Source organism: Catenovulum maritimum (genome assembly GCF_001050375.1).
GTDB lineage: Bacteria > Pseudomonadota > Gammaproteobacteria > Enterobacterales > Alteromonadaceae > Catenovulum > Catenovulum maritimum.
The window spans coordinates 79362-101656 of sequence record NZ_KQ130496.1; the positions used below are offsets into that span (position 1 = coordinate 79362).

23 protein-coding genes and 1 other RNA gene are annotated in these 22295 nt (G+C 37.7%); 10 read left to right on the forward strand and 14 right to left on the reverse strand.

Features of this window, described 5'->3' with window-relative positions; genetic code table 11:
- Nucleotides 1-111: 111 nt before the first annotated feature.
- Nucleotides 112-519, reverse strand: coding sequence for an HIT family protein (locus XM47_RS13900; RefSeq protein WP_048693690.1), 408 nt, complete (start codon nucleotides 517-519; stop codon nucleotides 112-114).
- Between the two features lie 144 nt (nucleotides 520-663).
- Entirely contained in the window at nucleotides 664-1635 is a 972-nt protein-coding gene (gene ispB / locus XM47_RS13905; RefSeq protein WP_048693692.1) for an octaprenyl diphosphate synthase, read from the reverse strand.
- Between the two features lie 251 nt (nucleotides 1636-1886).
- Between ispB and rplU the strand changes: the two genes are divergently transcribed.
- The 4 genes from rplU (at nucleotide 1887) to folA (ending at nucleotide 4322) form a co-directional block, all read left to right on the forward strand.
- Nucleotides 1887-2198 carry a 50S ribosomal protein L21 gene (gene rplU / locus XM47_RS13910; protein ID WP_048693693.1) on the forward strand — a complete coding sequence of 104 codons (312 nt, stop codon included), beginning with the start codon at nucleotides 1887-1889 and terminating at the stop codon, nucleotides 2196-2198.
- A gap of 18 nt (nucleotides 2199-2216) precedes the next feature.
- The gene (gene rpmA, locus XM47_RS13915) at nucleotides 2217-2474 is read left to right on the forward strand and encodes a 50S ribosomal protein L27 (RefSeq protein WP_048693696.1); all 258 of its coding nucleotides are present in this window, start codon (nucleotides 2217-2219) and stop codon (nucleotides 2472-2474) included.
- A 172-nt stretch (nucleotides 2475-2646) separates the two neighbouring features.
- On the forward strand, nucleotides 2647-3816 hold the full coding sequence (gene cgtA / locus XM47_RS13920; protein ID WP_048693699.1) for an Obg family GTPase CgtA: 1170 nt from the start codon (nucleotides 2647-2649) through the stop codon (nucleotides 3814-3816).
- Nucleotides 3817-3827: 11 nt separating this feature from the next.
- Nucleotides 3828-4322, forward strand: a complete 495-nt coding sequence (folA, locus tag XM47_RS13925) for a type 3 dihydrofolate reductase (protein WP_342669146.1) — start codon at nucleotides 3828-3830, stop codon at nucleotides 4320-4322.
- Between the two features lie 985 nt (nucleotides 4323-5307).
- On the opposite strand, the gene XM47_RS13930 is transcribed toward folA, so the two are convergent.
- From XM47_RS13930 to XM47_RS13940, 3 genes are all read right to left on the reverse strand, one after another.
- Nucleotides 5308-5853, reverse strand: coding sequence for a 1,2-dihydroxy-3-keto-5-methylthiopentene dioxygenase (locus XM47_RS13930; protein WP_048693702.1), 546 nt, complete (start codon nucleotides 5851-5853; stop codon nucleotides 5308-5310).
- A gap of 115 nt (nucleotides 5854-5968) precedes the next feature.
- The gene (erpA, locus tag XM47_RS13935) at nucleotides 5969-6304 is read right to left on the reverse strand and encodes an iron-sulfur cluster insertion protein ErpA (protein ID WP_048693704.1); all 336 of its coding nucleotides are present in this window, start codon (nucleotides 6302-6304) and stop codon (nucleotides 5969-5971) included.
- A gap of 114 nt (nucleotides 6305-6418) precedes the next feature.
- On the reverse strand, nucleotides 6419-7147 hold the full coding sequence (locus XM47_RS13940; RefSeq protein WP_048693707.1) for a DUF6776 family protein: 729 nt from the start codon (nucleotides 7145-7147) through the stop codon (nucleotides 6419-6421).
- Between the two features lie 73 nt (nucleotides 7148-7220).
- Between XM47_RS13940 and XM47_RS13945 the strand changes: the two genes are divergently transcribed.
- On the forward strand, nucleotides 7221-8927 hold the full coding sequence (locus XM47_RS13945) for a chloride channel protein (protein WP_048693709.1): 1707 nt from the start codon (nucleotides 7221-7223) through the stop codon (nucleotides 8925-8927).
- On the forward strand, nucleotides 8927-9355 hold the full coding sequence (gene hemJ / locus XM47_RS13950) for a protoporphyrinogen oxidase HemJ (RefSeq protein WP_048693713.1): 429 nt from the start codon (nucleotides 8927-8929) through the stop codon (nucleotides 9353-9355). The genes XM47_RS13945 and hemJ overlap by 1 nt, the downstream gene beginning before the upstream one ends.
- 35 nt (nucleotides 9356-9390) lie before the next feature.
- On the opposite strand, the gene nagB-II is transcribed toward hemJ, so the two are convergent.
- The 6 genes from nagB-II to XM47_RS13980 all read right to left on the reverse strand — a co-directional run bounded on the left by nagB-II (nucleotide 9391) and on the right by XM47_RS13980 (nucleotide 14839).
- Entirely contained in the window at nucleotides 9391-10389 is a 999-nt protein-coding gene (gene nagB-II, locus XM47_RS13955; RefSeq protein ID WP_048693716.1) for a glucosamine-6-phosphate deaminase NagB-II, read from the reverse strand.
- Between the two features lie 115 nt (nucleotides 10390-10504).
- Nucleotides 10505-11410, reverse strand: a complete 906-nt coding sequence (locus XM47_RS13960) for a glucosamine kinase nucleotide-binding domain-containing protein (RefSeq protein ID WP_048693719.1) — start codon at nucleotides 11408-11410, stop codon at nucleotides 10505-10507.
- Nucleotides 11411-11414: 4 nt separating this feature from the next.
- The gene (locus XM47_RS13965; protein ID WP_048693722.1) at nucleotides 11415-12008 is read right to left on the reverse strand and encodes a BON domain-containing protein; all 594 of its coding nucleotides are present in this window, start codon (nucleotides 12006-12008) and stop codon (nucleotides 11415-11417) included.
- Between the two features lies 1 nt (nucleotide 12009).
- Complete coding sequence (locus tag XM47_RS13970; RefSeq protein WP_048693724.1) at nucleotides 12010-12594, reverse strand: D-sedoheptulose-7-phosphate isomerase; 585 nt, start codon at nucleotides 12592-12594, stop codon at nucleotides 12010-12012.
- Nucleotides 12595-12636: 42 nt separating this feature from the next.
- The gene (locus XM47_RS13975; RefSeq protein WP_048693727.1) at nucleotides 12637-13008 is read right to left on the reverse strand and encodes a YraN family protein; all 372 of its coding nucleotides are present in this window, start codon (nucleotides 13006-13008) and stop codon (nucleotides 12637-12639) included.
- Nucleotides 12980-14839 carry a penicillin-binding protein activator gene (locus XM47_RS13980; protein WP_048693729.1) on the reverse strand — a complete coding sequence of 620 codons (1860 nt, stop codon included), beginning with the start codon at nucleotides 14837-14839 and terminating at the stop codon, nucleotides 12980-12982. The genes XM47_RS13975 and XM47_RS13980 overlap by 29 nt, the downstream gene beginning before the upstream one ends.
- Nucleotides 14840-15047: 208 nt before the next feature.
- On the opposite strand from XM47_RS13980, the gene rsmI reads away from it, so the two are divergent.
- The 4 genes from rsmI to rnpB all read left to right on the forward strand — a co-directional run bounded on the left by rsmI (nucleotide 15048) and on the right by rnpB (nucleotide 18868).
- On the forward strand, nucleotides 15048-15878 hold the full coding sequence (gene rsmI / locus XM47_RS13985; RefSeq protein WP_048693731.1) for a 16S rRNA (cytidine(1402)-2'-O)-methyltransferase: 831 nt from the start codon (nucleotides 15048-15050) through the stop codon (nucleotides 15876-15878).
- Nucleotides 15879-15959: 81 nt separating this feature from the next.
- Nucleotides 15960-16436, forward strand: a complete 477-nt coding sequence (locus tag XM47_RS13990) for a DUF3015 domain-containing protein (RefSeq protein ID WP_048693734.1) — start codon at nucleotides 15960-15962, stop codon at nucleotides 16434-16436.
- A 64-nt stretch (nucleotides 16437-16500) separates the two neighbouring features.
- On the forward strand, nucleotides 16501-18348 hold the full coding sequence (locus tag XM47_RS13995) for an Lnb N-terminal periplasmic domain-containing protein (RefSeq protein ID WP_048693736.1): 1848 nt from the start codon (nucleotides 16501-16503) through the stop codon (nucleotides 18346-18348).
- Between the two features lie 157 nt (nucleotides 18349-18505).
- An RNA gene (rnpB, locus tag XM47_RS18750) (RNase P RNA component class A) lies at nucleotides 18506-18868 on the forward strand.
- Nucleotides 18869-18896: 28 nt separating this feature from the next.
- On the opposite strand, the gene XM47_RS14000 is transcribed toward rnpB, so the two are convergent.
- The 3 genes from XM47_RS14000 to XM47_RS14010 form a co-directional block, all read right to left on the reverse strand.
- Nucleotides 18897-19793 (reverse strand): hypothetical protein, encoded by an 897-nt coding sequence (locus XM47_RS14000; protein ID WP_048693737.1) that lies wholly within the window; start codon nucleotides 19791-19793, stop codon nucleotides 18897-18899.
- A 53-nt stretch (nucleotides 19794-19846) separates the two neighbouring features.
- On the reverse strand, nucleotides 19847-20809 hold the full coding sequence (locus XM47_RS14005; protein WP_048693740.1) for a hypothetical protein: 963 nt from the start codon (nucleotides 20807-20809) through the stop codon (nucleotides 19847-19849).
- A 402-nt stretch (nucleotides 20810-21211) separates the two neighbouring features.
- Entirely contained in the window at nucleotides 21212-22192 is a 981-nt protein-coding gene (locus tag XM47_RS14010) for an alpha/beta fold hydrolase (protein WP_048693742.1), read from the reverse strand.
- Nucleotides 22193-22295 lie beyond the last annotated feature (103 nt).

The window sequence follows — 22295 nt, forward strand, 5'->3', positions numbered from 1 at the left end:
ACGAGTTTTATTGACTGCAAGTATAAGTGAAGACAGGCAAAATAACAGGTAGAGCTCGGATAACCGAGCAAATATTCAACATAAAGCTAAATTATGATTTATTTCGCGGGGCTAATTAACTCTAAGCGCATGCTTGAGTAATTGTATTCTTTGCTGCAACTCGCCTTCTCTATAGGGTTCATCCTGCAGGTTTCCCCATACAGGAGAAGGCCAAACAGGGTCTGTTTTGTATCTGCCTATAATATGTATGTGTAGTTGATCAACTACATTGCCAATTGCGGCTGTATTTATTTTGTCAGGTGTAAACAATTTTTGTTGTACACGAGTGATTAAATTTATTTCTGAAAGGAGCTCTTGTTGTTCTTCGTAATCTAAATCTGTTAGCTCTCTAGCTTTGTGTTTTCTCGGTACTAAAATCAACCAAGGTAAGCTTCTATTATCTAATAATAGTAGTGTGCTTAATTCTAAATCGGCTATTTCAAAACAATCAGCTTGTAATCTTTCGTCTAATCTAAACATTTACGCCCAACTCTAATTTTTAATTATCTCAAAAGAATATAGAACAAATTGTTTAATTCAAAAAGTTATTATCAGGTTTTTAGCTGGAAATTCATCTCAAAATTCGTTAGAGCTACGAATTTTGAGATAAGCTAATTTAGTGGTTTAGTTATCTCGTTTTACTGATAACCAAGCAAGAGATTCAAGTGCGGTTTTATGTTCTGAATTTGGTAGTATAGCAAGTGCATCTACTGCCATTTGCGCGTGTTCTTCTGCTTTTTTGTATGTGTAATCTAAAGATTCGGTTTGTTTAATAATCGCTAAAACTTCGTCTAGTTGGTCTAAGCCATTACCCTGTTCGATAACTTGTCTGATTAGTTTAACTTGTGCTTCATTGCCATTTGCCATTGCATGAATTAAAGGTAACGTAGGTTTACCTTCGGCTAAATCATCGCCTACGTTTTTGCCTAAACTTTCAGAATCGCCAGCATAATCTAGCCAATCATCCATTAACTGGAATGCTGTGCCTAAATATCGGCCGTAATCAGCTAATGCCGTTTCAGTGGCTTGGTCTTTTTCTGCAATAACAGCGGTAAGCCTAGTCGCAGCTTCAAACAGTTTAGCGGTTTTGCTGTATATTACATCCATGTAACTTTGTTCTGAAGTATCTGGGTTGTTGCAGTTCATTAACTGCATCACTTCACCTTCTGCAATCACATTGGTGGCATCAGATAATACTTGCATAACCTTCATGGTGTTTAGCGAAACCATCATTTGGAATGAACGGGTATAAAGAAAGTCACCGACTAACACAGATGCTTGATTGCCGAATAAAGCGTTAGCAGTATCTCTGCCTCTGCGTTTTAGGGATTCGTCTACTACGTCATCATGTAATAAAGTCGCGGTGTGAATAAACTCTATAATAGCGGCTAATGTTAAATGTGATTTACCGTCATATCCTAAAGCTCTAGCTGCAAGTGTCGTAATTAATGGCCGTATTCGCTTTCCACCACTATTTACAATGTAAAAACCAAGTTGTTGTATGAGTGATACGTCACTTTGGAGTTGGTCTGCGATGACTTGATTGACTAATAACATGTCGTTATCTGTCAGTGCTTTGATCTGATTTAACTGCATTTGAACAATAGCTTATTATTGGCTGATTAAAAATTTAGCTAAGTGTACACAATTTTAAGAGAAATTACGCATTTTAAACGACAGATTATCTCGCTTTGTTGGTTATTGATCAGTTTTCAGTCAATTGTTGCATATTTAGGCTTGCGATCTGAAATCTCATCGCGTAGAATTCGCGCCCTGTTTTTAAGAAATTGTGTGTTCGTTTAAATTTATTGTAAACAACGAGCGCATATAGTGAGCGGAGTAGAATTATGTACGCGGTTTTCCAAAGTGGTGGTAAACAACATCGTGTAGCAGAAGGCCAAACTGTTCGCCTAGAAAAAATCGAACTAGAAGCTGGTGCTTCAGTAGATTTTGATAAAGTACTTTTAGTATCTAATGGCGAAGACATTAAAATTGGTGCACCTTATGTTGACGGCGGTAAAGTAACAGCTGAAGTTGTTGGTCACGGTCGTGGTGAGAAGGTTACAATCGTTAAATTTAGACGTCGTAAGCATTCTCGTAAGCAAGCTGGTCATCGTCAGTGGTTCACTGATGTTAAGATCACTGGCATTAACGCTTAATATTTAGGAGACTATAAAATGGCACATAAAAAGGCAGCCGGTAGTACTCGAAATGGTCGCGATTCAGAAGCTAAACGCCTTGGTGTTAAGCGTTTTGGTGGCGAGTCTGTTTTAGCGGGTAACATTCTTGTTCGTCAACGTGGTACTAAATTCCACGCTGGTAACAATGTAGGTATCGGTAAAGACCACACTTTATTTGCTTTATCTGACGGTAAAGTTAAATTTGAAGTTAAAGGTCCAAAAAATCGTAAATTCATCAGCATCGAAGCTGCTTAATTTAAGATTTAAAAAATACTGAAAAAAACCTGCTTCGGCAGGTTTTTTTGTTTTTACTCCTAAAGTCAAAAATCATTTCTGAAACCCCCTGTATTCAAATACCAGATAGACTAAAATGATGATTGACGTGTATTAAATTATTGCTCCGATTGGTTCCTATGAGGTTATGTAAATGAATTTTGTCGATGAAGTTGAGATCAAAGTAGATGCAGGTGACGGCGGCAACGGCTGCGTTAGCTTTCGTCGAGAAAAATATGTACCTGAAGGTGGACCTAACGGTGGTGATGGTGGCGACGGCGGTGATGTCTATTTAATTGGTGATGAAGGTTTAAATACTCTAATCGATTATAGATTTACTCGATTCCATGCAGCCCAGCGTGGTGAAAACGGTAAAAGTAAAAACTGTACTGGTTGTCGCGGTGAAGACAAGTATTTAAAAGTACCAGTAGGTACTCGTGCTACAGATGCTGAAACCGGCGAAGTGATCGGTGAGGTTATGGGGCATGAGAAAAAATTATTGGTTGCTAAAGGTGGTTACCATGGCCTAGGTAATACCCGCTTTAAAAGTAGTGTGAACCGAGCACCAAGACAAAAAACGAATGGTACATCGGGCGAAGTTCGCCAATTAAAATTAGAATTATTATTGTTAGCAGATGTTGGCTTATTAGGTTTACCTAATGCAGGCAAATCTACATTAATCAGTTCAGTTTCTGCAGCTAAACCGAAAATTGCAAATTACCCGTTTACCACTCTAGTACCTAATTTAGGTGTGGTTAGACAAGGAATTGGGAACAGTTTTGTTATTGCTGATATTCCAGGTGTGATCGAAGGCGCTTCTGAAGGTGCTGGTCTTGGCTTAAGATTTTTAAAACATCTTGAAAGATGTCGAGTTTTAATTCACTTAATTGATATTGAACCTGAAGATTGCTCAGATCCAGTTGATAACGCATTGGCAATTGTTGATGAATTAAAACTTTATAAGCCTGAACTTGCCGAAAAACCAAGATGGTTAGTCTTTAGTAAAACTGATTTAATGTTGCCGGAAGATGCTCAAGAAAGAATTGAGCAAATAAAAGAAGCGTTAGAGTGGGAAGGTCCGAGTTTTGCTATTTCATCTGTTCAGCGTGAAGGCTTAGATGAATTAATGAATAGTTTAGGCAATTGGTTATTAGAAAATCCATTACCAAGCTTAGATGAACAAAAAACTGAAGAGCAAGTCGAATTTAAATGGCAGTCATACCATGAAAATGTCATGGGTGAAGTGATAGATGAAGACTGGGACGAAGATGATGATGACTGGGATGACGACGAAGATGGCCCAGAAATTATCTATCAAAAATAAGGAGTAGGTTTGTGAGTTTAATTTCTATGATAGTGGCAATGACACCTGAGCGATATATAGGTAAAGATAACCAATTATTATGGCATATGCCGGCTGATCTTAAATTTTTTAAACAGACAACTTTAGGTAAGCCTGTGATCATGGGGCGTAAAACTTTTGACTCTATTGGTCGACCTTTACCGGGTCGTACTAATATCGTTCTAAGCCGCTCAAATGAACTGCCTCACCCAGATGTTAAATTGGTTAATAGCATAGAGCAGGCTATTGAACTTGCAAAACAAGAGACAGCCGATGAAATAATGATTATTGGCGGTGGTAAAATTTATGAGCTTTGTTTACCGCTAGCAGATAAGCTTTATATCACCCAAGTGCAAGCCAATATTGAAGGCGACACTCAGTTTCCTGAAATTAATGAACGTGAGTGGGAAATTACTCAGTCCCTTGATGGCGTTGTGGATGAAAAAAATCAGTATCCACACCAATTTATTACCTACCAAAGACGCTAATCTTTTATTGTGCTTAAGTACTCTGCTTAAGCACTTTCTGCAACTTTCTATATAAATCTTCACTCATCTCATACTTTCTATGGGCTATTTTTTCCTATTATTGTGTTGGATTAGCCAGCTATTCCGTGCGCAAATTTGCTTTATTCTAAGAGTAATATCACCCTAGAATAACGTTTTAAGTCTTAGCTAACTTCTTATCCCTAGTCCAGGTTAATAATGTATTGATTTTGTCAAAGAAGACAATGGGACAAGTGTCGTCTTTGTGTGTGAGAGATCTCCTACAAAGATTAGTGGATATGTCGATTAACGTACAAGAATAAAAGAAGATTAAAATCTTAACCTATTGTTATATATGCTTAAAAGTTTATTTTTAGATTGTTTCAATAATTAATTTAAAAAAATATATTTTTGGGGTTCTTTAAGACCTGGGGTCACTTAACTAGAATAGACTCGTTGCTTAGGGAAATGGACTTGATAAAGGAAAAGAGCAACATGGAAATGAAAGGGTGGATGACGGAATACATGGAGTACTTTATTGCCAAGATGGCTTAAGGACAGACTTAGCAGGAGCTAGGACGATAAGGACTAATAGAAAACATGATGTTTTCTTTTCGTAAGGATATGAAATAAGGATATATTAGGATTAACTAAGGATAGTTAAGGAGCATGGAGCAGTTTTATCCAAGGTGGATAGATAAGGAAATAGCAGGAGCATATGGAATGGATAGCTTAGGATGAGTAACAAAGGATATATTGGTGGAATCCAACAGGAAGTGAATTAATAAATATAATAAGATTTTATGGAGATGCGTTTTTAACGTTTTAGGGAATACTATAACATGGCTGTTTTCATCAGGATAAGATGATATTTAATTGTGGTGGCGGGTTTCCGCCACCTTCCCCCCTTTATACCAACTCATTCCAACAAAGATAAACCTTCTACTTTTTATGTTTTTAAGTCAGTTGGCGTTAATCTTTATTTTTCTTAGTTTTCTAATATTGCAAAATTTTTAGCTATATCATCGCCGGTATAATGGGCGACCCAGCCTTTCGGATTATCAAAAATACGGATAACGGTGAAGTCAGGATTTTGACCCATATCGAACCAGTGTTTTAGGTTGGCTGGCACAGAGATTAAGTCGTTTTGTTCACACAAAATAGAGTATACTTTATTGTTTATATGTAGTGTAAACAGCCCCTGACCTCGAACAAAAAAACGTATCTCGTCTTCTTTATGGATATGCTCAGTTAAAAACTTCTCCCTAGCCAGTAACTTCTCTGGGTGATCAGGTGTCATGTGGACCACATCATAAGACTGGTAAGCATGATCTTTTATGAATTCATTTATTTCCGCTTGAAATAGCTGGAGTATGCTTGCTTCATCGTCATTTGGCTTAGGAATTTTATTCGTATTCCATGCCTCGAATCTTACATTGATTTTTCGTAGACTGGCTGTAATTAGCTGCCTATCTAATGTGTCCAATATAGGTTTAGAGGGGGCGTTTTCATGGAAAATTTTGAGTTGGCTCATTCAATACCTCTATTACAAATGAAATGTATATGGCGAGAGAATAATAAGGTAGGGAATATACAGGTTACAGCGAGTTTCCTTAACGAATCAATCGTTAAGGAAACTGTCTCGTGTTTTAAACTGAGAAGCTGGCACCACAGCCACAAGTTGTTGTCGCATTTGGGTTTTGGATAAAGAAGCGAGAACCTTCTAAGCCAGATGTATAATCGACTTCACCACCGACTAAGTATTGCAAGCTCATAGGATCAACTACTAGAGTGACGCCTTCTTTTTCTATTAGCATGTCGCCTTCGTTTACTTTTTCATCAAAAGTAAACCCATACTGGAAACCTGAGCAGCCGCCACCAGTAATGTAAACTCTAAACTTTAAATTTGGGTTTTCTTCTTCCTCTATTAAAGTTTTTACTTGTTTTGCTGCTGCTTCGGTAAAATTGAGCGGGATGGCTTCCATTTACTGTACCTTCTTAAATCAATATAGATTAAAACTTAAATACATTTATTTAAGTCAATTGGGGCTATTATCTAATACCTGACTAAATCGTTCAACTATTTTAGCTAGTTGAAGCTAATCTCTGTGGATCACTTCAGGCTGCCAATCGAATTCTTTTTCAGTGTGGCTATAGCTTTGTCCTGAACGTTTAGGCAAAGTGACGGTTAAGTGCACTCTTTCTGGCGTAAAATCAGGGTCGAGTACAAATTCACCTTCCAAAATCTGAAAATAACGGAAACTAAAGGTGTAGTCATTTTCAGTTGATTTTAGATCGGTTAAATTTAATGCTGCATTTCTATTATTTCTTGAACCGTTCACCGTTAATTCTATGTAGCCTTTAGCAAATTTCTTTTGTTTGCTGGTTTGGACTAAAACAACTCGATACCGAAATTGGTTTTCAATGACGGTTGGTTCTATTTGTAGCGTGTCTATCATCACGCCATCAGCGGTTAACTCTGGCGCCATTACATTTTGATAAAAACTAAGCTGCTCTTTTAGTCGGGTGTTGGTTTGTTGTAATTCTCTTAAGTCCTGTTGTAATTGTTGTAAGCTGAGTTTACCTACCTCTAGTTCAACTCGAGTGAAATTGAGTTTTTGTTCTACAGAAAATAAGTCTTTTTCTTTGACTAATAAATTTTGTTTCACTTTTGTTGCTTCAGCTAATTGAACTTTGTCTTGCCATTTAGCTATACTGAAACCTAGGAAGGCTGCGATGCCTAATAGTACAATGCCGGTTATTGTCGAATAAAATCTAAGATTAGCTCGAAAAATAAAGTCAAAATTACGTATTACGTGTTTTTTCAAAATGGTTCATTCTTATGTAGTTTTAAACTGCCTCAGTTTGTATGGAAGCAACTCAAATAAAATTAAAATATAGATGCAGATAAAATATCAATTAAAACAACTTAGACGGCAGTTATCTTACCCTAAAATATCGGTTCAATTGAGTGTGTTAGGGCTTTTAGCTGGATTAAGTGCGTCTGCTCTTATTATTGCATTTCGTTGGTGTATTGAAAATATTCAATTGCTTTATCTTCCCCGACCGGATGATTTTACAGATCTAGATAGCTTTACGCGTTTCTTACTCCCTATTATTGGCGCTTTATTAATTGTTTCGGTTGGATTAATTACCCAGTTTAAGCATTTTAGACTCGGTATTCCCTTTGTTATTTATCGATTAAAAGCTTTTTATGGCATGATGCCGATGCGAAATACATTTAATCAATTCTTTGGTGGAATTGTCGCTATGTCGAGTGGCTTTTCTGTCGGTAAAGAAGGCCCTGCTGTGCATTTGGGGGCAGGTGCTTCGAGTTACTTAGGTAGTTGGTTGAAGCTCCCTTATAACTCAGTTCGAACGCTTTCGGCCTGCGGCATGGCTGCGGCTATTTCAGCTTCATTCAACACGCCATTGGCTGCGGTTATTTTTGTGATGGAGGTTGTATTACGCGAATATAAAACGCATGTATTCGTACCCGTAATGCTCGCTTCTGTTGTCGGTGCTGTATCGAGCCGACTGGTGTTTGGCCATAGTCAAGATTTGAGTGGTTTGAATATTACAGCTTTAGGGATTGAACATTATCCATATTTAGTTTTAATGGGGATATTAATCGGTTGTTTTGCTTTTGCTTTTAATCGCCAGTTGATTGAAATTTTAAGGGGCTTCAAAAAGGTAAATTTATTACCTCGATTACTGTTAGCTGGTTTATTGACCGCCATTATTGGCTTTATCGTGCCTGAAGCACTTGGGACTGGGTTAGGTGCTATTGTTGTTGCTCAAGAGCATACAGGTAATGCGCAATTACTTATGACAGTGTTTATTTGTAAAGCCTTACTTACCTTTTTTGCTATTGGTTTAGGTGTACCAGGAGGGGTTATCGGACCTATCTTAGGTCTGGGTATGATGCTAGGCACTTTACTGGCTTTATTGGCTTCTGCTTTTATTGGCAATGTAGATTTATACTCAAACATGTATGGAGTACTAGGATTAGCTGGATTAATGGCTGCTTGTTTAAATGCGCCAATGGCGGCTTTAACAACCGCTATGGAGATGACATATAGCCAAGAAATAATCGTACCTGCTATGTTAGTGATAGTTTGTGCTCATGTGGTCGCTGGGCAGGTATTTAAGAATCGGTCGTTATTCTTACAACAGCTTGAATTACAAAAGTTAGATTACAATACACCCCCTACATATGAGGTGTTGCAAAAAATCGGCGTAATGGCTGAGATGAAACAAAACTTCATTTTAGTTAAATCAAACGACGAGTCTGTACTCAGAAAAGCTTTAGATAGAGCAGGTAAAAAATTAGTTATTTATAAGCAGTGTATAGAAGGTGGCGCGAGTTTTCAGCTTGTTAATTACGATGTGTCTCTCGATCCGCACGCAAGTTCGCCATTTCAATTTACAGAGCTTCAGGGGGTTGAATCTCGATATACTCTGGCCGAGCCTTACGAAATATTACAACATAAACGAACTGGTTCTGTTTATATTTTTGAAGAAGAGCTGGACGCGATTATCGGCGTTATCAGCTGGGAACAGTTGCGTAAAAGATTAACCAAAGGCTCACTTGAGGGACCTGAATAATGACAATTTTATGGCTTAAGGCTTTCCATATCATTTTTATGGTTGCTTGGTTTGCTGGCATTTTTTATTTTCCACGCTTGTTGGTGTATCACGCTGAAAATCAAGATAAGAATGTTTCAGAGCAACTTAAAGTAATGGAGCGCAGGTTACTCTTTTTTGTGACTCCCTTTGCGGTATTAACGGCTGTATTTGGGGTTTGGATAATTTATATATATGGTAGTGAGTGGTTTAAAGTGAGCCATTGGCTACATGCTAAACTGTCGCTAGTTATTTTCTTATATGCTTATCATGCATATTGCTTTAAGTTGTTGAAAGACTTTAAATTAGACCGAAATACGCGCAGCGGAAAATTTTATCGATGGTTTAATGAGTTGCCTGTTTTGGTTTTATTTGCTGTCGTCATTCTTGCAGTGGTTAAGCCTTTTTAGGTTTAACCACTTAACAGATCAACAAGCTTTAATCTCTAAACTGTTTTAGTTATCTTTTGTAGACCAGGTGGGTTATCTGGGTTTACACCATGAGCCTGTGCTATTGCAGGAATATCTAAATAAAATCTTTGTAGCAGAGTTAAAGGTTCTAATCTAGCAGGAACATTCTTTAGTTTTTGCTGCACATGATGTATTTGACTGTGACTTTTGTCGAATTGGTTAATAAAATCCATGTGCGATTGATACGATTCATCATTAATTAATACATTTAAAATCTTAAGTCTATGCTCTGCTAATCCGACGGCGCCATGCTGAAACTCAGCTGTACTAAATGGTTCTGCATGAATACCACACAGTCCCTTTAGCTTAAGCGATATCTCTTTTGCGACAGCGTAGCCAAAACCTCGGCCTAATATTGCGCAGTGCTCTGTTTCGGCAAAATTATCAGGTGTCAGGATTGGAGATGAGTCTATTGACTGCTGTAAATATTCAGGCAGCTGCAAAATCGATCTTTTGAGCTCTTTATTGTGTGACCAAGTTGCTGCAAGTTGAAGTAGTGCAGATAAAGTTGCTAAATACGTTTTAGTCGCGCCTATCGCTTCTTGTGTACCTGCTTTTAAAGGCAAGATGACATCGATGAGTTCAGCTAGTGGAGAATTTTCGTCATTGACTATTGCAACTACAAAAGCGCCTGCATCTTTTGCCATTTTTGCTTGTTGTAAGATGTCTGGGCTACGGCCTGACTGAGAGATAACAATAACAAGAGATTGCGATAATTGTATTTGTTTACCATAAATGCTGGTCACTGATGGCGCAGCGGTAACGACGGGGATACCTGTTTCTATCTCAAATAAATACTTAGCAAATCCAGTTGCGTTGTCTGATGAACCCCGTCCAACCATATAAATGAACTTGGGCTGCATAATTTTTAAATGAGAACCTAATTTTTCAATTGTGTGCTCATTTTCATCTAACTGTTCAGCAACCCTTGCTGGAGTTTCTTTGGCTTCCTTGATTAATAAAGCGTCAGTCATATACTGTTCTGCTATTCTAATATCGCCTAAATTTAATGATTAACTCTAACAGGATTTACTCTGCTGTTAATTGCTTTTATATATCAATTTGATCCTAGCCTATGCAGGAAAGACATTAAAAAACGCCAGAGGTTAGTGATTTGTTATTAGTTTGTATTGGTTTTGTGTTTAATAACTGAAAAGCGCCATATACAGGTGCAATGTTATTAACTATAACTTGGCTTTGAGATTCACTAGGTAAGTGTTTAGCTAACTTAGACGCAATGCCGCCCATTAGATAAATTGGGTTGCTTGATAAGTCACTGAGACGGCTAATTAATTGGGATAAGTATGCAATAGCTTGATCTAATATCTTTAAGCTTATTGGATCTGAATGCGCAATGGATTCAAAAAAGTAAGGGGTTAACTTGGCATATTCAGCTGGTGCTGCTTTGAGCCAATATTGGCAAAGCTCGGTTGCGGTTTGGCACTGACTTGCTTGCATTACCTGATTGACTATATTTGACATAGATTCGAAGCCATCTAAGGCTAATAGGCTATGTTCAACTAAACGCTTTCCTATCCACGCCCCTGAAGCTTGATCTCCCAGTAATAGACCATGGCCACCGAGCATAATTTCAGTTTCAGGCGTAATGGCTAAGGCACAGCTTCCTGTGCCTGTGATAATTGCCGAGCCATATTGAGAGTCACTTGCTGCATAAACTGATAAATGCAGGTCAGTGGTGAAATCAAATTGCTTAAAATCATGCTGCCAAATTCTGAGTCTGTCAGCGACAGCTGGAACATTGACACCAGCAAAGCCTCCTAAAAGGTGACAGTCTGAGCGTTGGATTTTTTTAATATTTGCAGTTTTTAATAAGCCATCGACAGTGGCTTGCAAGTTTGAAATGGCTTGTTCAAAGTCAGTTGCAAAGTTAGTCCCTTTACCTATAAATTGGACTAATTCTTTGTGTTCTTGGTTGAATAAAACCGCATGAGTTTTACTCCCGCCACCATCTAATGCGATAAAGTAGTTTGGCAAAATTTTAGCCTTGCTTAACGGGTTCTTGATAATCTTGGAAAACGTCAGTGACTTTCTTCACACCGGCAATGTTTCGGGCAATAGTGATCGCGACTTTTTTCTCTCTCGGAGTCAGCATCCCCATTAAGAAAACTTCGCCTTTCTCAGTGTAAATTTTAACGTGATTACCGTTTAACTCTTTATCCGCAAGCATTCTGGATTTTATTTTAGTTGAAATCCAAGCATCCTTACCGGCTTCAGATGCTGTGATTTTTTCATCTATTCTAATTTCATTGTATAAATCAATAAAGTTAGGGTATTGGCTGCTAATGTCGAGCACTTTATCTCGTAAAAAGTCAGATGGCGCTTGACCAATTAATAAGATATGACGATTAAAGCTGAGTACTTTTACATTAACAGATTCGTCTAACTCTGCTTCTTTTAACCATCTTACGACTTTGCTTTCTATTTCTTTATCTTCAACTTGTGCGCCGAGTGTACGTCTGTCGTTGGCAACCACGGCTGTTGTGCCTGCAGCGCCTGCAAATAACATAGCGACGCAACCAGATAAAACTGGCGTTAAGATTAAACAAGTGAGAAGGGGTAAAGCTAATTTCATATTACATTCCTGGGAATAAAGTTTTTTCTATTGCGTCACATATGCTGTGAGTTACGAGCTGATGCACTTCGTTAATTCGGATAGGTATATCCGAAGGTACTCTAATTTCTACATCGTTAGGACCTAACAACCCAGCGATTTCACCACCATCTGACCCAGTTAACGCCACAACCAACATATCTTTAGATAAAGCTGCTTCTATTGTTCTTAACGCGGTTGGTGAATTAGGGTGAGAGCTGATAATGACCAGAACATCTCCAGCTTGGGCTATGGCTCTTAATTGAATTGCAAACTGCTGTGTTGCTTGATCTTCATCGCTTAACATAGAAGAAAGCATAGGATCTGGACACAAGGTAATTGCAGGCAACCCTGGTCTTTCATGCTCTAACTTGTAGTTAAGCGCATTTGCTAAAATGAGTGAAATTGGGTGAGAAAAGCTCTCGCCACAGCAAATGATTTTTTTCTCCGCAAGTAATGCGTTTAGCATTGTCATTGCAGCGGTTTCGATAATAGGCGCTAATACGTCTAATGCTGCAATTTTAGTATGTATACTTTCGGTAAAACTTTGTTTTATTAATTCTTGCATCTGAATATCGATAAGCCAATGACTATGTGGGGACTATTTTACTTAAAAGGCGTTTTTAATCCAGTTAGGATTTTTACTGTCTTGATCAAAAACCACTGCGTCAAATCTAATTGCAGTGTGGTTTATATTTAGTTTGTTTTGTTGCAAGTAGTACATAGCAGCAGATTTTACCTTCTTTTGTTTGCTTGGTGTAATGGTCGCAGCAGCTGAGCCATGGCTCGACTTTGCTCTGAATCTTACTTCGACAAACAGGTAAGTACTTTGTTCAATACAAATCAGATCGATTTCGCCCGTTTTACAGTTGAAATTTTGCTCTATACATTGAACATTGTTTGAAGCTAAAAATTTTTTAGCTTGTTGTTCGTAATCTTGCCCAACGAGTCTTTTACTGACGTTCTGAAATAAGGGCGACATTAGTTATTCTTCCATTTTCAAATTTAGCCCAACGCAGATCCCGCTCTACGTTTCCTTTAGCACTTAATTTAATATCACCGGTTAAACCTTGATGGATAAAGCCCGGAAACACTCTCATTTTGGCTAAGTTAGGCAGTAGATTAAAGCTGTCGTAGCCTAACGCAAAAAACGGGCTTAAATCGTCATTTTGATCTTTCCAAATGCTTTTCATTTGTTCAGCTAAAACAGCTTGATTTGCTTTGCCGGGTAATCGCCAAGGTATGTCACTGAATACAACTTGGTTTAAGTCTCGTAAATCGGCTTGGTTTAATTCGCTGCTATAGCTTCTAGAACTAGCGTATATCGGAATTAGACGAGCAAATGGCGCTGTATTAACATCAATAAATGGCTTCAATATTTGGGTTTGCGTGGCATCAGCTATAATATAAATTACGTCTATATCTCTTCTGTTTCTGGCATCTGCTTCAAATTGCTTTGGCTGTTCAAAGAGTAATTTAATACTTTTAATTCTTGATTTACTTGGACCCGTTTCCATTAGTTGTTCAACACTTTTTTTCATTTCTGATGTGTTGCTGAAATAACTAATTTCAGGTTCGTTCTCTGTTTTGGCCAAAAAATGTTGTTTGAAAGCTTCGGCCATTCGTTTGCCTTTGCTATCAGCTGCCGCTAAAACGATAGGTTTTTTATAGCCTAACTTAATCATTTTGCTTGCCGCTTGTATTGCTTCTGCTTCTGGCGCTAAAGTAAAACTGTACTCAGTTTCGCTCAATTCTAATTCATCATTTAGCGCGTTAAGCCAAAGTTTTGGTATTTCTAGCCCAAGTCCATTTAATTTAACGATATTGTCTTTGAGTAACGGACCTATGATGAAGTCGTATTCTGCTGCGATAAATTCGCTAGGATTTAATGCTTGGTCTGCTTGCCATAAGTTGGTGTCGATAAATTCTATTGTTGCATTTGAACTAATTGGACTAAAGCGAGCTGCTAAAATACCCTGTTGTATCGCTTCACCTTGTTTATGAAATTTGCCACTTAGTGGTAGGAAAACAGCGACTTTCTGCGGCGTAAAGGTTTCCACTGCTAGCGCTAATTGTAATTTTTCTGGTAATTGCTGAGCGGCAGGGTGGCTAGGGTTTTGTGCTTGCCAACGACGAATATTGATTAACAGCTGTTCTGCTGAATGTGCATACGAATGGGTGATATTCAGCAGGGCTAGCCATGCGCTTAGTTCAACTTTATCGGGCGACTGAAAATAACTAAACGCTGTGCTTTCTAAGTTAATGAGGTCTTGCCAAATTAAACTGTTTTGCTGATCAATATCAGCAGTATCGGTTAACCAATTTTTTAGGTTTATCCTCGCATTTGCCGCTTCTAAGAAATGTTGGGTGTTAGAGGCACTTACGCTTTGTGCTAGAAACAACCTAGCTTCAAACCCTTGTAATGTGTCTATGTCTTTAATCAATGGAAAGGCTTGAGCATACTTTTGGTAGCGGATTAGAGACTCTGCTTTAAACAAAGCGTATTGATTTTTGATAAATTTACTCATTAGAACTGTATCTAGGCTAGATAACAGCGCATAAGCTTTTGCGGTTTCTTGCTGTTCTAGCCAAGCATCAGCAGCCCTTACATACCAAAGTGTTGCATGAGTGTCATTTGCCGCGTTTTGAGCTTTTTGTAAATAATCATCTGCAGTTAATTTTTGTACCTGCGGTGCTTGTGTTTCAACTACTTTTTTTACTGGTTCAACTTTTTTTGTTGAACCACAGCTAATTAGCTGAATGGAGCATAGGATAAGTACAAGTTTAACGAAAAGGTTTTTAATAACACACATTTAACAAAAGGTTCTGTCTTGATTATCAACCAAGTTAGTATATACCCAATGCCGTTATACTGGCTAGGTTAAACTGCACACACTTGAGTTTTCTTGGACATAATTTGACTCACTCGTTAGCTTGGTTTTGAAACAATTTATCTCACATTAATATGGTTTACGTATATACTGCTGCCCATTAAAAAAGTCATTGGATAATGAGGTTGAGATGTCACAGCTTGGTGAACTATTTGTTGTTGCTACGCCAATTGGTAACTTAGAAGATATGAGTCAAAGAGCATTAAGTGTTTTAAATAATGTTGATTTGATTGCAGCAGAGGACACAAGGCATGCAGGCAAGCTATTGTCTCATTTTTCAGTCACAACTAAATGTATTGCCTATCATGACCACAATGAAGATGGTCAAAGCCAAAGATTAATTGAACAGCTTTTAGCTGGTGTTTCTATTGCGCTTATCTCAGATGCGGGCACTCCGCTAATCAATGACCCTGGCTATAAACTCGTTCGACGATGTCGAGAAAATAATATTAGAGTGATTCCTGTACCTGGTGCATGCGCAGTGATAACAGCGCTATGCGCGGCAGGCGTTGCCACCGATGAATTTTATTTTGGCGGCTTTTTACCTGCGAAATCAAATGCTCGCCAAGCGACTTTGGCAAAATTAAAAGACGTAAGTTTTACTGCTGTTTATTATGAGTCGACTCATCGAATCTTGGCTTGTCTAGCTGATTTAGAAAAAGCACTAGGCGCAGATAAACAAATTGTAATTTGTCGAGAGCTAACCAAAACCTTTGAGACGATACACTCAGCAAGCGTCAGCGAATGCTTGGAGTGGATTAAGGCAGATCACAATCAGCAAAAAGGCGAATTTGTTTTAGTGATTGAAGCCGACAAATCAGATAATGAAATAGACGAAAAGTGCGTTGAGTTATTAAAAAAATTAACCCCCCACATGCCTTTAAAAACAGCCGCAGGTATAGTAGCAGATACTTATGGTGTGAAAAAGAAAGCCATTTATGAGATAGGGATCTCGTTGTAGCGATAATTACTCTTTGTAATTTAATCGTTTCACTGCTTATAATGAAACAGCAGTAACTACCAATTATATAAGGAATTTAAAATGAAAAAATTAGTGTTATCAGTAATTTTAACCGGTGCTTCTTTTGGTGCTTTCGCGAATGGTCCTGCTGGATGTGGTTTAGGTACAGCTGTTGTTTTTCAAAATGCAAATGAATTTCATGAGCATGTATTAGCAGCGACAACAAATGGTACATCAGGTAACCAAACATTTGGTATGACTTCTGGTACTTTAGGTTGTGAATCTGCAAATGGTCCTCTAGCAAAAGGTTTAGCTATGTTTTTAAATGAAAACTTAGAACCTTTAGCGGTTGATGTTGCTAAAGGTGAAGGCGAAACTTTAGCTGCCCTAGCTGATTTAATGGAAATTAAAGCGGAAGATAAAGCTTTATTTAACCAAACAATGAAAGCAAACTTTGATAAAGTTTTTGCTTCTGAATCTGTAGATGCGACTTTTGCTTATCAAGCAATTGTAGATGTAATGAATCAAGATCAAGTGTTAGTAAAATATTTAGGCTAATCATCTAGTTTTACATTTGAATAAAAGGCGGTTTACCGCCTTTTTTTATATATGGAAATAGAAATTGAATATTTGCTTAGTTAGGCTGTTTCTCTTAGCTGTCATTGTTTTTAGTCCATCTGTTTTTTGTCTAGATTTGGCTAAATTATCCCAAGAACGATATTGGTTAGATTTACTTCATTATCACAAGGCCGGCTTTTCAATAAAAAACCAGAGCCAAGTGGATGATGAAAATTTTTTCTTAGCCATTAACGGTAAATTTGATCCTCATGCTGAATTATTAGCGACCCTTTCGGCTTTTAAATCGACAAATGAATTATCAATTGATAGTAGAGCTCAATGTCGTTTTCCTGCTCGTTTTTATTGGCTTTCAGAAAAAATACCTGAACTTAGGCAATATAAACTGAGTTGCCCCGAGTTCGACACTTGGCAAGCAACCCTTTCTCCAGAAAAAATATATTTAGTGTTTCCGGCTGCATATTTGAATAGCCCTTCATCTATGTATGGACACACTTTATTTAGAGTTAAAAAGTCAGGGAGCACAAATGCGTTACTTGACTATGCTGTAAATTACGCAGCAAACCCCGATCCAAATGACAATCAACTTGTTTTTAGTTACAAAGGACTTGCAGGTAAGTATCCAGGTGTTTTCTCTGTAATGCCTTATTATCAAAAAGTTCAAGAATATGGTGCTTTAGAGAGTCGGGATATATGGGAGTATGAGTTAGATTTAAAACCTGAAGAAGTGAACCAAATGGTTCGGCACATTTGGGAAATGAAGAACAGTTACATGGATTATTACTTTTTTACCGAGAACTGTGCGTATCAATTGTTAAGTATGCTTGATGCCAGTAGCGATAGAATATCTTTAATTCATCATTTTTCATTTAGAGCAATTCCAACAGATACAATCAGGGTTTTAGGCAGGGCAGGTTTAATAAAATCAACTCAATATCGGCCTTCTACTTTAACTGAAATGGCGAGCCTACAGTCAAATTTAGCGCAGAGTGAAATTGAGTTAGCTAAACGATTAGTCGAAGAGCAAATATTTAAGCCTGAATTGTTAGGTCGTTATCTAGTAGCAGAGCAAGCCAAAATTTTGGATTTAGCTTATCAGTACAGCCGGTATTTAGCAGCTAAAAAGAAATCTAAGATCCTGCATTTAGGTGCTCGTTCAATTAAGCTTTTATCAGCAAGAAGTAAATTATCTATAAAAGAGGATGAGTCAACTGTAGTACCTACACCTAAATATCGAGATGATCAGGGACATGCAACACAAAGAGTTGAAATTGAGTTAGGGAAGCATGTTCAAGATGAGTATTTAGGTATTAATTATCGTCCAGCTTACCATGATTTATTAGACTTACCTGAGGGTTATATTACGAATTCTAAACTAGAAATGTTTAGTTTTGGGGCAAGGCGCTATAGACAAGGTGAGATAAAGCTACAGAATTTTAGTTTTATCGATATTCGCTCATTAACGCCAGTTTCTGGTTTACTCAGCTCTAATTCATGGCAAGTAAAGTTTGGATTTGAACGAAAGTCTATTCTAGCTAATTACCCTATGTTTAATCTTGCTGCAGGTTACGGAAGAAGCTACAACTTGGCTCTTGGCCAATTAACTTTCATGTTAAATCTGGATACTTATGCGCATAAAAGATTAGACAAAGGCTACTTTGTTGGAGCTGGCCCACATATCAATTACCTGTATCAAGGTTCTGCTTTTAGCCTATTAGCAGAATATTCTAAAGTGTTTAACGAGCAAGGAGCAACAAAACACCTTACCACTTATAATTTGGAGCTTGCCTACCATTTGAATAAAGAATGGCAACTGAGATTAAACGGGAAGTCGGAGCAAGCAAGTCGTGCTAGTTCGGATACGATTGCGATTGCTTTAGTACACTACTTTTAAAATATACTGTCGCTAGGGTGTCTTGACGTTTGCTGTACTCAAAAGATCAACACACCCTAATCTAATGCTAGTTCCGGCTCGAATTATAGAACCAGTATGAACAAATAATAGTTTATCTGTTTGACTAAATAGCTCTACAACCTATAATGCCCCTCGAAAAGACAGCTGGGCAATCGCTGCTTCATTTATGAAGGAGAGGAAAGTCCGGGCTCCATAGGGCAGAGTGCCAGATAACGTCTGGGCGGCGCGAGCCGACGACCAGTGCAGCAGAGAGTATACCGCCGATGGCTGGCAACAGCACAGGTAAGGGTGAAAGGGTGCGGTAAGAGCGCACCGCGCAGCTGGCAACAGTTTGTGGCACGGTAAACTCCACTCGGAGCAAGATCAAATAGGGTTCCTTATGGCGTGGCCCACGTTGGAACCGGGTAGATTGCTTGAGCCTTAGTGCGAATTAAGGCCTAGACGAATGATTGCTAATCTTTTATAGATACAGAACCCGGCTTACAAGCTGTCTTTTCACCTTTTCTTTTTTACTTTCTCACTTTTGTTCAGCGTTGCCAATGTTGTATAACGGCGAGTGCTGCTTGTTTTATCTCTGGTGTGCTTAGTTCTGATTGGCTAAGAATTTCTAGTTCTTCAGCTAACTTAGCTGGTGGTGTGGATATTGAGTATAAAATATCTATGGTTTGAGCTAGTTTACTTGTATCTTGGGCTGCTAAATTTTCCACTATATATGGTGTACTGGTTACTAGATCCGTTACATTTAACAAAGCTTTAAGCGCTTCAATTTGTAAATTCGTATTCTGATGAGCTAATAGAGGCGAAAGGCGGCTAATAACTTTAGGCTTTACTTCATCTGAGATAGTTTGAGTATGGTAAATTGTCATTATATCAGTCAATACATCGATGTCTGTTTCTGTGTAACTCGCCTCTGTAACTAAGCCTATATAATAGCTTGTTAATGTCTCATCTTCAGAGCCTGCGCTAGCCAGTAGTTGATAGCCTGCAGATCTATATATTGGATTTTTTGCATACATCATTTCTAATCCGACTTGCTCACGGTATTGATCGCTAAACTGATAAACCACGTCCAGAATAATCCTTTGTTCAAATTCGTCTATATTCGGATTATTTTTAATATAATCCAATAACTGTTCAGGGTTTGCTTTTAGTGCTTGTTTTAGCTTATTGCGGTTTAATGCTCTTAATTTAACGTTTGACAATAGGTGGGTTAGATCTGAGGTTGCATCTGGTTTTGCATTAATAAAAGTAGGAAAAGCTATATGAGTATTAATAACCCCAGAGTCTAAGTTAGTTTGAGTTGTTTGTTGTTGATTTACTTGTACTAAATTATCTGAATTAGAAACATTTGAGCTATGGAAAATAAAGAATAAAAGTAAAAGCGTAAAACTTATGCATAGTGATGAAATTAGAGTTTTTATCATAGGTATTTTATCTTATTGAGTGCCTGATGTTACCAAGCACTCATATATTAATTTTAAGAGCAGTAGGTACCATTAGTGATATTTAAACTACTACCTTGACGCATAGAGGTGTTTGTTGACGTTGACGCTTTACACTTACTACCGAATAAGTTTAATGTTGCGCCAGTGACTTTATTCGCTGAATTACTTAAGTGACCAAATGTATACAAATCAGAGCGGGTTTTACCTGATGCAACATTGTGGTTAAAGGTGCCTCTAAAATCGACTTTTCGTACTAAACCCGGTTCGTTGGTTTTTACCCATCCGAACACGCCATGGCGATAGCTTGAATCATTATCTACAACTGTATTTGTACCTTTAGCAATGAGCTTGGCATAATTAAATCCGCCCCAACCAAATTGGTAAGGCGCACCAAATTCATTATGGTAAATCTTAAGGTTTTCTACAGTCATTTCCGTTCTATATACTTTTACGCTGTCATCAAAGGTATCAATCACTGAGTTACGAATCGATGAGCCGATACCACCACCAAAACCATCCGTTGTGTGGTGGTGATGGACATCGCTGCCGCTTGCAATACGAGTATAAATATTCACATTATCAACTAACATCACTGAATTATCTGTATCCCCTAAAATGTGAAATTTCTCTGGGTTTCTGCTAGTGAGTTTTGAAATAGAGACCGTGCAGTTACAATCTGCATAAATTGAGCTTAATTTCTTGCCTTCAACTCCTTTAGCGTCTGCTTGTGACTCCCCAAATAAACCATTAGGCGCAATAATTGATGTGCTTCTATTATTGCCTCTAATGACAACATCGTTTGTTCGCCCTTTTAAAATTTGGATATTCGCTTGGAGGGTTTTTCCAGCAGGAATAACAATTTCATCATAGTCATTATTATCGTCAATAACGATAGTGCCTGTTTGATTTGAGATGGTTAAAGTGCCTCCCGCAATTGCACTTGCAGATAAAGATAGTAAGCCAGTTAACAAAGAGGTTTTAATTATATGTTTCATATTATTCCCGTCATTTTTGTGCAGAAAAGTTATTTTTCATCAATATCTGGTATGAATAACAACCAGAGTTTTGCTTTCAAACTCATGCGTAAGCATAAGGAATTACTGATAGTTACTTTTTGGTAACAATTATTCAACCTTTAATACATAGCTTTACACTACGACCAAAAGTTTAAAATTTGATAAATTTATTAAGGGAAATGTAAGTTAAATCATGTAGATAGGTATTTTTTTTGATTTTTATGAAAATTTATATCTTTACGTAAGTTTACAATAGGTGGTTAACTTATTAATTTTTAAAGTTAATTATTTTTATGGTTCTCAGGTTTTTTTTATAATACGTAAATTGAGTTAAGTTTAAAATAAACCTACTCACCCAATTTAGTTTTATATGTATACTGCTTAATTGCTGGTAAGAAACTCAATTAATTCAAGGATTAGGGGTTCTCTTATCCTATCACTTTCCATTAAAATTTCGTGCCGAGCTTCTTTTACTAGCTTTTTAGTTACTTTGCCTTCGGCCAAGCAAGTCCATTCATTTTGCGCATTTAAACTGACAATTAATTCATTTTCTGCTTGAAGTAAGAAAGTATCACAGCTGAGTGACTTAGCGACTTCTGGTAAGGTTGAGATAAATTTGAGTGCTTGGTATAACCAAGTCGTTGTTACGCCACCAAGTGGATATTTGGCCAGTATATCTTGTCCGTGCTCAAACCTATGTAAACTTCGGCATAGGTTATTGTCTTTATATTCGTGCCTTTGGTATCCATGCTGACCTATGAAGTAGGGGGCTTCAGGTTTGATGCAGCGAGCAAGCTTATCTGAGATTGAAGCGACCCATTTGGCGCCGACTTGAGTTAATGGCCCTGCGTTTATTCCTAGCATAGGCGCCACTAGAACGAGTTTTTTAAGTCCAATTTTATATCTGTGTTGCCAATTTAAAGCAATAGCAGAGCCCATTGAATGTGCCAAGCAGCATACTTCTTCGTGGTGTTGGAGTAGTTGAGTTGATTCTAATACTGCATTTAAATCGTCAGCAAAATAATCAAACTTCTTTACATAGCCTTTTTCGGGATCTTTTAAACTTCTGCTTGATTGACCCTGACCTCTATGATCTATCGTAAATATACTAAAGCCCGCATGAAATAAGTCGTATGCTAGCTCTTTGTACTTTAGATAGGATTCAACTCGTCCTGGTAATAAGACGATCAGTTTTTTTGAATTTGGGTTTTTGATAAATGCGTAGTGCAGATTAATATTATCTTGAGTTTGGTAGACAGATTCGGTTGCAAATTCTTGCCAAAAAGGGTGAATATCTTGGTGCTGAAAAGCTTGCCATTGGGCTTCGCGTTGGTCTAACGGAAAGTAGTTTGAAAAGCTCACTCAGTCATTATCTTTTTTAGCTTGGATTAGTTATAGGTTAGCTGATAATCAGGCGGATTTCATTAAATTTTGAGAGGGTTATTGGGAGATAACCCTCTCAAAA